This is a genomic window from Sphingobacterium sp. UBA5639 (genome assembly GCF_002421245.1).
In the GTDB taxonomy this organism is placed as follows: Bacteria; Bacteroidota; Bacteroidia; order Sphingobacteriales; family Sphingobacteriaceae; genus Sphingobacterium; species Sphingobacterium multivorum.
In genome coordinates this window covers 190,046-204,047 of record NZ_DIJR01000019.1, presented here as the reverse complement: position 1 = coordinate 204,047, position 14,002 = coordinate 190,046, and the positions used below count along the sequence as shown (strand labels likewise).

12 protein-coding genes are annotated in these 14,002 nt (G+C 38.5%); all 12 read right to left on the bottom strand.

Annotated features, from left to right (window positions below; all coding sequences use genetic code 11):
• Positions 1–172 precede the first annotated feature (172 nt).
• Positions 173–1,798 carry a DUF262 domain-containing protein gene (locus tag B4Z90_RS11890; RefSeq protein WP_286802266.1) on the bottom strand — a complete coding sequence of 542 codons (1,626 nt, stop codon included), beginning with the start codon at positions 1,796–1,798 and terminating at the stop codon, positions 173–175.
• Positions 1,799–1,828: 30 nt separating this feature from the next.
• On the bottom strand, positions 1,829–2,290 hold the full coding sequence (locus B4Z90_RS11885; RefSeq protein WP_286802264.1) for a hypothetical protein: 462 nt from the start codon (positions 2,288–2,290) through the stop codon (positions 1,829–1,831).
• A gap of 30 nt (positions 2,291–2,320) precedes the next feature.
• Positions 2,321–3,619, bottom strand: coding sequence for a restriction endonuclease subunit S (locus tag B4Z90_RS11880; RefSeq protein ID WP_286802262.1), 1,299 nt, complete (start codon positions 3,617–3,619; stop codon positions 2,321–2,323).
• A 1-nt stretch (position 3,620) separates the two neighbouring features.
• Positions 3,621–4,619: a virulence RhuM family protein gene (locus tag B4Z90_RS11875; RefSeq protein WP_286802261.1), complete on the bottom strand. Its 999-nt coding sequence runs from the start codon at positions 4,617–4,619 to the stop codon at positions 3,621–3,623.
• A 3-nt stretch (positions 4,620–4,622) separates the two neighbouring features.
• Complete coding sequence (locus B4Z90_RS11870; RefSeq protein WP_286802260.1) at positions 4,623–6,962, bottom strand: N-6 DNA methylase; 2,340 nt, start codon at positions 6,960–6,962, stop codon at positions 4,623–4,625.
• A 331-nt stretch (positions 6,963–7,293) separates the two neighbouring features.
• Entirely contained in the window at positions 7,294–8,163 is an 870-nt protein-coding gene (locus B4Z90_RS11865) for a hypothetical protein (protein ID WP_112373494.1), read from the bottom strand.
• Between the two features lie 432 nt (positions 8,164–8,595).
• Positions 8,596–8,781 carry a hypothetical protein gene (locus B4Z90_RS11860; protein ID WP_286802259.1) on the bottom strand — a complete coding sequence of 62 codons (186 nt, stop codon included), beginning with the start codon at positions 8,779–8,781 and terminating at the stop codon, positions 8,596–8,598.
• 1,209 nt (positions 8,782–9,990) lie between these two features.
• The gene (locus B4Z90_RS11855) at positions 9,991–10,437 is read right to left on the bottom strand and encodes a nuclear transport factor 2 family protein (RefSeq protein ID WP_112373496.1); all 447 of its coding nucleotides are present in this window, start codon (positions 10,435–10,437) and stop codon (positions 9,991–9,993) included.
• A gap of 151 nt (positions 10,438–10,588) precedes the next feature.
• Positions 10,589–10,918 carry a metal-sulfur cluster assembly factor gene (locus tag B4Z90_RS11850; RefSeq protein ID WP_070565732.1) on the bottom strand — a complete coding sequence of 110 codons (330 nt, stop codon included), beginning with the start codon at positions 10,916–10,918 and terminating at the stop codon, positions 10,589–10,591.
• A gap of 37 nt (positions 10,919–10,955) precedes the next feature.
• On the bottom strand, positions 10,956–12,218 hold the full coding sequence (locus B4Z90_RS11845; protein ID WP_286802258.1) for a hypothetical protein: 1,263 nt from the start codon (positions 12,216–12,218) through the stop codon (positions 10,956–10,958).
• Between the two features lies 1 nt (position 12,219).
• Positions 12,220–13,047 (bottom strand): DUF2249 domain-containing protein, encoded by an 828-nt coding sequence (locus B4Z90_RS11840; protein ID WP_075991506.1) that lies wholly within the window; start codon positions 13,045–13,047, stop codon positions 12,220–12,222.
• Between the two features lie 14 nt (positions 13,048–13,061).
• Positions 13,062–13,988, bottom strand: a complete 927-nt coding sequence (ric, locus tag B4Z90_RS11835) for an iron-sulfur cluster repair di-iron protein (RefSeq protein WP_070565738.1) — start codon at positions 13,986–13,988, stop codon at positions 13,062–13,064.
• Between the last annotated feature and the right edge of the window lie 14 nt (positions 13,989–14,002).

Here is a 14,002-nt window from a genome sequence, read left to right as displayed (position 1 = left end):
TTTTTCCCATTTAACTTCCAAGTTTCAAAAACTAAACTTAAAAAGATATTTTGTCTCTTTTCAATGCTCTCCTTGTCCCAGTTTGTAAATCCAAAATTATAGTCTGCTTTAAAACGGTTTAAGGCTGTATGAAGACCAATTGTGAAGGAATCATCAAGAAGTTTAGTCGATATTAAGTCCGAATTTTATATTCAATTTTTTTCTTTTCAAACCAGTCACCTTGTAAATCATTATAGTTATTTACAGCTTGATTAATCATTCCCTCAAGTAATGTGGTATTACCCAATCTATATACATAATTGTTGTAATCATGTATATCAACAAATTCTATCGGAAAAATTTGATTTTTAGGTGTCTGTGGCAATATATGCTCTATCTGTAATCCGTTAATATAATTGTAACCTTGTAAGGGCAAATTACATTTTCTTCTTACAGTATTTTCTATTCTTCCCAATATGTAACGCTCCCTATATAATGGTCCATAATGATAATGAGGAATAGTTTTAAATCTATTTTTAAATTCAGCTACCTTTTCTTTTATATATGGAATCAAATCTGACTCAATAATTTCGGACACTTGATTTATGTCTTTTTTACCACGTAATTTTACAGCCCATTTAGTGAAAAGCCCTTCGTTATTTTTTGCTTGAATACCTAAAGTATTGGAATAGAAAAAAAAGCTTTCCAATTGCTCGGCTAAATACTCTATCACTTGTGAGTCAGCCTGTAAATCTAAGGCCAATAAAAGGATTAAATGTTGTCTGGATTTATACTTATTGATATAGCCAATGCTGGTTACTTTCGGATATTGCCCTCCATCTTTAACGAGTTCAGTTGCGATTACTAAATCGGAATATCGCTTTGACATCGCTTTCAGTTCGGTAGCTAACCGTAGTGGATCTATTTCGTAACCAAGAGCTTCAACTCCTTCTTTTGAAATAAACCATCTATAAAGATCGTCTTCTCTTATGACACCATTGTGATATCTAGATATAATGAAATAACGTAAAAAACGTAGAGGTGAGGAATCTTCCTTACAAATTTGGAGATTCAGCATAATCTCCTTCCATATGCCTTTAATTTTCTGGAAGTCTGCCTCTTTTGCTTTAGCGAATAAAAGATTCTTTACCAAGTCCATCGCATTCAACCCAGCACCACGTTGATTAATTGTTTCAAAAATCTTTAAAGCACTGCTAAGATTTTCAGATTCAATGATAACAAGCTCAACTTTTGTTAAAAAATATTTCAAAAAATCTAAAAGGCTATCTTTGTTTTCCGCCAAAAGCAGTTCAAAACTTGTTTTTAACTTTTGGTAAGCTTCTTCCATACGTACTACAGATGATGTTTTAATATCTGTATATGGTTTTTTATGGATCAGCTTTTCTAAATATCCGCTACTTTCCTCATATTGGAGTTCGAGACGCATATGATCGACATCAGACTCAATATCAAAGTCTGTCAATAGTTCCTCAACGGTTTTAAGATATTTTGATTGTTTGCTATCCAACTCTTGTTCTTGCAAAATGTCCCGAAAAGCACATAACGACAACATAATCGTCGTCAATCTCTGTTGTCCGTCAATCACATCATATTTAAGTTTATTCTCGACAACAATAATAGATCCTATGAAATAGCTCTTGGGGCTAGATGAGAAGGCCTCATATTCATTCTGTATATCAAGCAAAAATTGTTCAACTTGATTATCAGATTTCCACACATATTCACGTTGATAATCAGGTACAATAAAAAAATAATCTTTTAGTTTAGTAATACTTTTTACTTCGGCTTTAACTTCCATTATAGTTATTTTTTATATTGGCGTGGGTAGTTAAATAATGATACAGTCTCTCAAAATGTCTTTTAATTTAGACTCTCGTAATAATTCTTCCTTAGTTCTAATGCTAGATATAATTATAGAACCTTTGAATATGAAGTTATCTAAAAAATATTGAACTTTTCGAGGTTTATTCGAATCAGGCGAACTACATATAGCTCCTGATAATACATCAATATATTCTATTCTACCGTTTAAAATTTCATCCTCAAAAATGATGAGGTCTTTATTATGTCGTTGTAAAAACTCGAATAACGCTTTCGGCGAATCTGGCTTGGGAGCAACAACAAGATTTCCTAATTTCGCTTTAAAACGTTCATATAACATGAATTTCTCCTCTTGAAGAAAAGATGAAATAATATAAGATGTATACCGGCGCCTTGGTGAAAGTATATTTTCATACATCGAATCAAAGCGATCTTGTAATGTAATATCTAGCTGTATTTTACCCCTCATAATTTATGATTTATAATTGGCCTATAAAATCTAAGCGATAATTTTTATTTTCCCCGTTACTGCTTCGTTAATTAGACTTTGCTTGTATTCTTTGAGTTTAACAATCTGTTCTTGCCTTTGACCAATCGCTTTATCTATTTTTGAGGTTTGCTCTTCTAGATAAGATATTATTTCTTCTTGTTCACTTACTGGAGGAACTGGCATATACAACTCTGAGTATTTGGCTGCACCAATATTTTCTATTGTCGCTTTATTAAAAATTGAATCTTTCCAATTCATAAATGCTCCTGATTGTGTGTACAAATAAAGAAAATCACTTAAAACCTGTTTAATATTGGGCTCCGCTTTGATTAGATAACCTGCAAAACAATAATGTTTATCATCACTTAATCCCAATTTGAATTGATAAGCTTTACCTACTGTAGCCCCACTTCTAGCAAAAAGAAGATCTCCATCTTTTAAATAATAATCTGCCGCAACATTAACCGGTAGTGAGAGCTTTTTAGATTCACGTAAATTTCCTCCGTAATCAAAATCTGAAATTCTGATATATCTTGGTAAATTCTTGTCATACTCAATCCCGCTTTCATTTGCCCCATATTTCAATTTATTATTTAAAACGTTTTTCAATCTTTTCACCTCCCAATGTTTTGGTATCTCTCCAATCCAATCTATTCCAGAATATTTCGTCGGCACAATCTCTCCTTTAAAATGTGAAATCCCTTTGGTGACAGCGTCATGAATAATTATTTGCCTTAATTCCTTCAGCTTTTCGATTTGTAGTTCTTTCAGGTTGATTGCTGCATCAATTTTCTCACATTTCTCATTTAGGAAATTGGCTATAACTTCTTGTTCATCCAAATTTGGATAGGGTAGTTCACTATTGGCAATATTATTAAAACTGATAGTCTGTCGAACTCCCGATCCCAATAATTTCATATATGAAACATCATATTGATGCAAAAGCCATTTATAATAATTCTTATTTAATTGGATTACATCTTGTATCACAATATAACCGGAACTCACAACCACATCAATAGCTGACAAGGCAATTCTTAAACTTATTAAATCATAATTTAGATTTAATGGATTGATGAGATAATCTCCTTTCAAAACTTCCTGATACGTTGCTTTAGTAGATTCAGGAATCTTTTCGTCGTCCTTGAAAACAACCTCTCCAAAACTTATTGAACCTGCTGGTAGGGAAAAATTTAATACTTTCTTTTTTTCTTTAAAAAGATGTTTAAGTCTACTTAACTCCCAGTGCTCCGGAATCTCACCCAACCATTCTATCCCACTATCTTTATATTTTTCGTATCGCTGCATGTTACTTCTTCTTTTTACGTTCTAGACTTTTGGCGGTTGTATCAATAAAGGCGACAAAATCCTTTTCTACTTTGGATAGTTCGTTCTTAGTCTTCTCCTCGTACTTGGCATATTCAAGCTCCGCCTTTTTCACTGCTTGATCATGACTTACTGCTCCGGCATGCTGCAGAACTTCATTTCCTACCATGCGTAGAAAATCATCTAGTCGTGTTATCCAGTCCTGCATATACATCGGCTTACGATTGAGTGCCTGCAATTCGGCTAACTCCAAATAGGCTGTTACCGTACGATTGAGAATATTAAGTTCCTCCTCTGTCAAATAATTTTTAGCAACCTGTATTTCTTGTTTGCTTGGTTGTTCGCCTTTGAAGTTCGTTAGTCCAAGATTCGGTTTATCGGCATCAATGCGTTTGTAAATAATCTCAGCGGCTGTATTTCCATGCGTAGCAAAATGCATCTTGTTCTGTACAGTTTTGAAAAAGTGCTGTGAGACCTCCGTCTTAGGGTCGTAATCAATACTCGTCGCATAGATATCCAACACTTTGCGCCAAAAGATTTTTTCGGATGAGCGTATATCACGGATACGAACCAATAACTCGTCAAAGTAATTGCCCCCTCCAGCTTGCTTCAGCAACTCATCATTCATCGTAAAGCCTTTGACGATATACTCCCGTAAGCGTGCCGTTGCCCACTGACGGAACTTGGTGCCCTGATGACTCTTGACACGGTAACCTACGGAGATAATGACATCGAGATTGTAATAATTAGTAGGCTTGGTAGAAAAATCGGAAATTCCGATTTTCCTCTTTACCTCATCCTCAAACAGTTCCTCTTCCTTGAAGATATTAAGCACGTGCTCATTGATTGTGGACTTAGATTTTTGGAACAGCTCGCTCATCTGTTCCAATGTCAACCATACCGTTTCGCCCTCTAATCGTGTCTCGATACGTGTAACGCCATCTTCACTCTGATAAATAAGTAGATTACTTTGTGGCTCCATAACCTAAAAATTTAAAATATCTTGCAACAAACCATCTGCCTGCTCTTCTAAAGCCAAGAGGTCTGCCTTGACTTCTTCGATAGAGCGTAATGGTGTATGCTTATAAAAATATTTATTGAAAGAGATCTCATAACCGATTTTGACAGAATCCAGATTGATCCAAGCCTCCTCAACATGCGGAAGGACCTCACGCTCAAAATAGCTGATGATGGTTTCATCCAATGGAATCTGCTCACTGTCGCGCAAATCACTCTCCGTCTCGTATACGGTAAACTCTCCAGCTTTAGCTGTTGGATAATACCCAAACAATGGCAACTGCTCCTCGGAGCAACCTAAGTGATTAAGCAATTGCGCTTTTTTATCGCCCGTGATCTTCTCGATCTTTTTGATTACTTTCTCTGCTTTGGCATCATAAATGCTTATCGCCGATAAGATTGCTTTCTTCTCTGTAGCAGCAAGAGTAATCTTATGCTTTTTGCAGGTATCTTCCACCAAAGTTGAAAAAGCATTGAAATCCTTAAACTCATCATCGCCAATATGCGACCACAGCCCAAGCGCGGCGTCATATAGCGCTTTTGGTTTATTCCATGTAGCTGATTCGATCAGCTTAGCTAACTGCTTTTTGTTGAGTCCCCAGTCTTCTTTCTCAGCACGATGGTTAATCTCTTCGCTTTTGCTAGTAAGGTCTGTATAGACAAGGTCGCCATAAGTTTCGTACAAGGCCTGCATCGGAACTTTGAGGGCTTTATCAAATCGTAATTCGTTCAAAGCAATTGCTGTAAACTGCGACTTGAGTCTTTTTGGACGTTCGATATTGACTTTGTAGTAGCCGAAGTCTGCATTCTTAAAGCGTTTGACTTGCAGCAGATCATTCTCCACGCTGTCGGATTGGTTCTCAAGGTAATTTTTAACGATCTCACCTATCTGTGCTGGAGAAAATTCGGAGTTCTTACTCCCAAGGTTTTTACGTAATTTTTGAAACAGCTTATTTGCATCAAGCAATTGTACATGACCTTTTCGTGCAGCTGGCTTATTATTGTTCAATAACCATATATAAGTGGTTATACCAGTGTTATAGAACAAGTTATTAGGCATTTGAACAATCGCATCCAATAGATCGTTCTCGATAATATACCGACGGATGTTGCTTTCACCAGAACCTGCATCACCTGTAAAAAGTGATGAGCCATTGTGCACAGATGCAATACGGCTACCTATCTTATTGGAAGTAGGTGCTTTCATCTTGTCCACCATTTCCATCAGGAACAGGAGCTGTCCATCGGAACTACGTGGCGTGGCATCTACCGTTTCCCAGTTGCCCCAATAGTCTTTAAGTTTGATCTGAAAACGGGTATCGATAACATCCTTACCATCTTTGATGTACTTCTGCTCTGAAGCCCAAGATTTACCATAAGGTGGATTGGACAACATGAAGTCGAACTTCATATCTGAAAACTCATTGGTCGATAATGTAGAACCGACACGAATATTCTCTGGATCCTTGCCCTTAATCATCATATCGGACTTACAGATGGCATAAGTCTCATCATTAATCTCCTTACCATACAAGTAGACATCCCCTTTGTATTTAAAGGCGTCATCTTCGACAAGATAGTTTTCACTTTCGGTAAGCATCCCCCCACTTCCACAGGCAGGGTCATAGATGGTAATAATATTGGGTAGATGATCTTTTAAAGGTTCGAAGACCAAGTGGGTCATTAACTGAATGACTTCACGTGGTGTAAAGTGCTCTCCGGCCTCTTCGTTATTCTCTTCGTTGAATTTGCGGATCAGCTCTTCGAATACATAACCCATTCCCAGGTTGGACAACGCCGGCAACAGACGTCCCTCGGGATCGTTCTTTGTTAGCGGTGTCAGGTTGATATAAGGAGAAGTAAACTTTTCCAGGACATCCAACAATACATCTTTGGCTGCCATATGACGTATTTGCGCACGAAGATTAAACTTCTCGATAATCTCTTGCACATTGGCAGAAAAACCAAGCAGATACTCTTCAAAATTAGCCACCAATTTTTGTTGCGAATTGGTCGCTGTGCCTTTGAGTTTCTCCATTGTCCACGGTGATGTGTTATAAAACACATACTTGGATGCATGTCTAAGACCATCGGGATCGAGTTCGATCTGGCCTGCATCCTCGCGCTGATACCGTACTTCTTCAAGTACCGCATCTTTTGTCGTTTCGAGCAAAGAATCGATACGACGTAATACGACAAAAGGCAAAATAATATCACGATACTTACCCCGGACATATACGTCGCGAAGACAGTCATCGGCAATGGACCAAATAAAACTAACTAATTTATTATGAGCAGTATGAGTCATCTATCTATTTATCTAAAATCTCTATGGCTTAACCTACAAATTAACATTTTTTTTAACTGATTAGCAATAAATGTTATTAACATTGTAAAATAGCATTCTTTTTAAGCTGTCACAAGGATAAAATGGTAAGATCAAGGTCAAGGCTGTTCAGTTTATTAATGCTTGATCTTTCTGCTAATGTGCGCTGATGGATATTCTTAAACACCAAAATCAAGCTCCTGCGAAAGACTGATCGTGAAACGAACAACTGTAATCTTTTTTGAACAGTTAAATATCAAACAGGTCCAAAACCAAACAGTACCACAAACTTTCTGCGGACGTACTATTGGACTTAGTTACCAGTCCAGTTTCTAAGCACTGTCGGAGTTTTTATTGTTATTTGTCCATTTTGGCTTCTTTTAACATAAATTTTTAAAATTGAATTCAAAGGCCTACTGACATTACCCCGAATCGCAGCTTTCCATTTTGAGGTACCGTCGCCAAAATAGTTCGTATTTTTTTCAGACAATTTCTTTTGAAGCGCTTTAGAATACGAAGATTTATTACCATATACTGGCTCTACTTCCTCTAAGTCGCCTTCTTTTGATATTTTTACTTTAAATAGAAAAACACTATCTACATCATTTTTTGACAGCTCAGGACGACTAATTGAACTTAGATTTTTTTCAAGTTCTTTCGTTCCTCCAACATACCTGGCAGCAAACGCCCATACGTTTTCTGTAAGATAATCTCTTGTACCCGAAGAAATGGTAGCACTAAATAATGATAGATGAAGTTTTTTTCTTTCTATAGTAATGGATTTTATCCTCTGAATCTTTTCTATTCTTAAACTGGCATTGCTATTAAACTCGTCCGATTGTAAATCCAATACTTCAATCGAAGGGTATGCTTTTTTTAGAAGCCATAAATCTCCTTCAAATGTCAGGTCAAAGTGCTCAGTCTTGGTGCCTAACGAATCATTCTTAAAATTTAATAAAATGTAATAAGGTTTTAAATCCTTATATCCTATAACAATTGAATTTATTGAATCATAGGATTTAAAAAATGTCTGGTTGGTGGCAATATCAAACTGTATATCATCAGTCCAAAAGGCTGGATCATTGTTACGACTAGTTTGAGCTATACTCGTGGAAGTACAATAGAAACATATTATAATTCCTAATAAGAATGAAGAGAATATTCGTGATGTTTCTTTTATCATAACTGATTATTTAAAATATTTAATTGAATAGCCTGGTCCCTAATAATAGGGATCTTCATACAGTTTAAATAAGCCAAGCCAATTTATAAAAAAAAATCACTCCGATAAAACTATTTCAAATTGGCTATTGTTCTAACAATACAAAACGGCTACAAGCTGCCTTTCGAAAGAAAGGTTCAACATAAAAATTGGCGTCGCACAGTGAAAATCCAATAGTCTTTAAAAACATTGGATGACGAAACAAAAAAGAGGAAACGATAGGAAACATAAAAATTGCTGTACAAATAAACGCTAAGAGAAAGGGTCTGATGAGAATCAGGCCCTTTTGACGTAAAAAGCCACATCTCACGATATGGCTTCTAAACTAAACTTAAACATATGATTCACTAGTGGTTTGTCTTTTATTACTGACAAACCACTAGTTATTGGATATTACTTATACGAATTGATCGATTTGGATACTTTCCAGTCATTGCCCACACGCTCCAAGGTAACGAGGTCAGTCTTGATGAAGTTTTCAAATTTCAAAGTCACTTTAGCGACCATATAGTCTGTCGATTCCTCGATGATATCTGTGCTTAATGTACAGTTTAGCCTCTCTCCTTTTTGTTTTTTCAAGGATTTAACCACTTCGCTACCGCTGTTAGATAACGCATTGGTAGTTTGGATCTTTTGATTGAAATCAGCTGAGAATAACTGCTCTACTCCTGCTGATTCTCCCTCTGTCGTTACCGCAACGTAGTGCTCTAAAGCAAAGTCTGCTGTGGAAAGGTTAACGTTAGCTTTTGTTGCTTTTGCTCCTGGTCCTTCAGCTGCAATAGCGAATGTTGATATGGCGATTAAGGCTGCTGCTGCAAATGTTTTTATTAGCGTTTTTTATCGAAATTATTTGTTTTTTATTTGATGATAAAGCTATCATGAGTGTCCTTTGAATACACTCATGATGGTTCATAATATCTTTATTTTATAATGTTAGTTCTGTTGTTCTTATTTGTTGACTCAAAACTACAACACATTAGGCCCCTAGCCTACGGGCTTTAGACCAACGATCGGGAAAACTCGGTGAGTGGCGGGAAGAGGGAGGTAAGTCTGCCTCATATCACATTCGTACCACGTTCGGATCATCAATAGATATTGTACAGACACCCAGCAGACCTTGTCCAGTCTCTGTACAGGGAAAAACTGGTCAGATACTGGTCAACAATCGAACCCTAGATGTCCTGATCCGAAGGCTATACGAAGCAGGTACGAACACAACCCCTATTGAAGTTATTTAAACTTATCCCTAATTAGCAGTTTTTAGCAAATAATGCCTAGTGCAGCGACGAAATCCGTGGGTTTGTGTTGGACGATCACCGAGATACCACGTTTTTGGTCATAACCATGCAGGTTATGGTAAGAGGAAAACTAAGGCTATCCAGTTTATCAACGCTTCGTTGTATGAGCTGTTGTAGGGAAAGGTGTGATTAAACTACACGATCAACTCAAGTGCATTCAAGATCTATAAACGAGGCGATACTACTATCTTTCTACTAATTCTTCTACTTTCTTTCTACTTCTTCTTCTCCTAATCTTTCCCTAAAATATTTACATTTTTCCTTCTGAAATAGCTCACAGCCCATTGTACGAGCGTTATAACAACTCTATTCCTTTAATCTCTTCTCCTAATTCTTCTCCTAGATTCATCTATTCTTTCTACTTAATTATTCTAATTGAGCTCCACTAGCTGGCTATCCCCGAGGCAACTCGCTATTTTAAATAGATCATGAAAAAGCCACATCTCCCGACATGGCTCTACAACATATATATATTTATTTGAGATGGCTCTTATTTATACGAATTGATTGATTTAGATACTTTCCAATCATTACCTACACGCTCCAAGGTAACCAGGTCAGTCTTGGTGAAGTTTTCAAATTTCAACGTTACTTTAGCCACCATATAGTCTGCCGATTCCTCGATGATATCTGTGCTTACTGTACAGTTCAGCTTTTCGCCCTTTTGTTTTTTCAAGGATTTAACCACTTCGCTACGGCTGTTAGACTGCGCATTGGAAGCTTGAATCTTTTGATTAAAATCAGCTGCAAATAACTGCTCTACGCCTGCTGATTCTCCCTCCGTAGTGACCGCAACATAGTGCTCTAAAGCGAAGTCAGCTGTGGAAAGGTTAACGTTTTCTTTTGTTGCTTTTGCTCCAGGTCCTTCAGCTGCCATAGCAAATGTAGATACGGCGATTAAAGCTGCTGCTGCGAATGTTTTTACTAGCGTTTTCATAATGTTTTTTTTTATTGTGTTAGTACTTTTGTTCTTATTTGTTGACTCAAAACTACAACACAATAGGCCCTTAGCCTAAAGGCTTTAGACTAACGATCGGGAAAACTCGGCGAATAGCGGAAATAGGGAGGTGAATTTATTCTTCAAGAAATCATTCTCGTTCCAATAGGCTCTTTCCCTCTTCGCTGATCCGATCGGGAGTCCAAATAGGATCCCAAACGAGCTCGATAATTATTGCCCGCTGTGGAAATTGCTGTTGCAATGTTTTTTCAACGCCATGAACGATAGAGTCGCCCATCGGGCAATAGGATGAAGATAACGTCATGGTAACAACAATACGACTGGGATCGGTTAAATTAATATCATAAATTAAGCCCATATCTACGATGTTGATCCCCAATTCGGGATCCATCACAAGCATCAATACCTGAACAGCTTTTAACTGATCGGAAGCCTCCGGTTTTGTTAGATCAATTTTCATGGTATCTTTCATTAAATATATAGGCGAGGTGCGTAGTTTATTTACTTTTTCTTTGATGAAAAACTACTTTTCCGACATTGACAACATAAACAGCAGCAAGTGCTGCCCAAAGCCAGGCTGCACAGTATAATGCCCACCTGAATTGACCGGCTACAGCAACCGCCATGACGACAAGCGCCACTAGGTAAAGATAATATTGTATAGAAAGTAATCGCTGACTATAAAGTTCCTTGGGCAAAGGTATTTTTTTGATGCCATTGAGATCTTTATAGCGCCAATTCCAGATCATAAGAGGCAGGGTCTTATAGGTCATCCCTAAAATAATACCCGTTATCCATCCAAAAAACACCCATACGGCATATAAATTCACCCAATTACCAGACTCCTGCCGGACAACCATAGGTAAGGTGAGAAACGCGAACAATAAACTCAAAAAGGAAATGAAACTATGTTTCATCGGAATATCCAGTACCTTACGAGCCCGGTGCACAAAACAATCCACGACAAAAACGGCCCAGCAAACTACTCCCAATAGCACTATTGCTCCAAAGGTAAGAGATCTTAATCCCACAGGATGGCTGTATCCGTCCAATAAAAAAAGTACCAATCCAAGGTTTATCAAAATGACCGAAACATAAAGCCACTTTGTTTTGGTGGATTGTCCCAAGAGAAACATCGGCAGCATCTTCGCTCCCGCTCCCAGGATCAACTGCAAAAACCAACCAACAATACCGACGTGGGCGTGTAGCTTTAGGATATCGAGGTGACTTTTTGTTAGAAAACCATGGGCTAAATTAATGGCAAGCAAAAGGCCTAAGGTGGTTGTAAAACAAAGCCAGAAGGCCGAGAACGTAAAATAAAGGCGTAGTTCAAATAGATGCTCCACATCTTTAGTCGTCATCCACAGCAAGTAGAAGTACAGGTAGGAGCTGAGCGTAATCAATAGCCCTCCAACGCACATGAGTAAACCGATCTTGAAATACCAGAAACTATAAATCAACACACAGGTTCCCGATGTCAATAGGATATAACTGAAAAATGCCAATTTGGAAGAGCGAAGTGAACGTTCAAAAATAACCGGCACCAGCTGATACGCCGCTCCATAAATCACCATCGTGCCCCAACCTAGTGCTAGGCTATGGACGATTGCCAGCACTTTTGGTTGAAAATGGTGCCCAAAGAGCTGCCCCCCGCTAAAAACCAAGAGGAAGCTGAACAGTAGAAAAAAAATGCCCGCAGTGATAAAAAACGGCAATACAGCATACGCTCCTGGGCTCTTATGAATAGCAATATGTGCCATTTTATTTAACGGGGTAAATTAACAGATGGACATCTCCAGGATGTTGTTCATGGATGAAAATCCGATAAGAAAAATGATCCAGTTCTTCTAGTAAATGGAGCGGAACCTTCCGATGTTTTACATAGACAACCTCATCGGCTTTCAGTTGAGCAAGGGCCTCAAGAATTGATTCCATGGGCTGCGGCATAGGCAATGTCCTGACATCCAATGTAACAAGTTGAAGCGCGGAAAGTCGCGCTAATTTCTGCTCAAAAAGTCGTTTCGGCACAAATGAAATATGATCGCCCTCAGCAGGCTGAACGGACAGCACTGTATCTTTTTTATAAAAGTAACTTCTGAATTCGCCCTCCGCCCATTCGTGGCTATAGCTTGGCACTCCACGCTCCTCCATACGCCTAATTAATGGAATGGGGACAAATGAATTGCTGATGCAAAGAATCCCTCCTGCGACGAGTGAGCGATACAACTGAAAAATATCTTTTAATGGATCTTGCCCCATTTCCAATAGGGGTCTCACATCGAATACAACCGTCACTGCTGCATCATCCATCCAACTTGGCCGCTCTGCTGCATCGAATGGATCATTGACTTTCTCAGCTCCATCTGACATCCAAATAAAGCCGAGCGGTACCAGCGCAGCACGAAAATCTGCAACCGAACATCCGCCAATTTTTGCTGCTTCGCCTATGGAGACCCGAGGGGCCAGTATCCGACGCAACACCGGGATCCGGATCTTACGCAAGGGTTTGGCAATAGCTGCAATGGCTTCAATGCTTAAGTCATTATAGCTGATCAGTTCTGAAATCTTGGTATGCTGGTTTATCCGCATGACTTTTCTAGTTTTTAATTCATTTGAACACCGTAGCTCGCGAGCAACTTTGGAAATAAAATATTATTCTCCAGGTGGATATGCTGCAAAAGATCGGATTCGAAAGATTCGATCTGTGAAAATAATGACGTGTAGGAATTGCAGGCATTGGCTGGCAATGTGTAATTTTGGGTAATTTTGCGCAACTGCTGAAGTTCCTTTCCTGAATCTTCGTGTTCGGAAATCAAAAATTGAATGAGCTGATCTACCTGTTTGCTGGTCAATTCTTGTTCATTCTTGGTTGCCGGAAAGAGCTGCTTCTCCTCTTTATCCAAATGATGGTAAAGGTCATCAAGAAAGGCATCGAGTTCTTGGGACAAGTTGACCAGCTCGGGATGCTGCTGTGCATGCACATCGGCCACTTTATGTGCAAGTTCCTGAATAATCGGTCCTTTTTCCCGGACATACCGATGATGAACATTCTTAATATAATCACTTAAAAAATCGATATCCCAATCTTTAAAATTTAGCGGTGGGCCGGCTATAGGAAGCTCTTCGGATTGGTTTAACCGTCTGCGCAATTCAATTTCATCGAGACCAACACTATGAGCGGCCTCCTTAAGCGTCTGCTTACCACCGCAACAAAAATCTACCCCAAGCTGTTTTAAAACTTCGGCCTTGCGGATATCCTTGGCAGCAATATGGCCAACGGTTTCCAGTGTTTCGCTTTCGAGCGGTTTGCCAAGGCGAACCTGCCAGTATTCGGGCCCCGATTCAAGATAATTCCAAATGAGATCCTTTCCACGTTCACCCAGCAACTGATAATAGAGCGGTTTAGGATCATGATCGTTTTTGATAATAAATGACTCGCCCGAATCCAGGGCATCGAAGTGATCAAATATGGTCGGGTGTTTAAGTCGAGGTTCTATATTGAAAACCTCCAATAACGGTGATTTAATCATGATAATAGTATTAA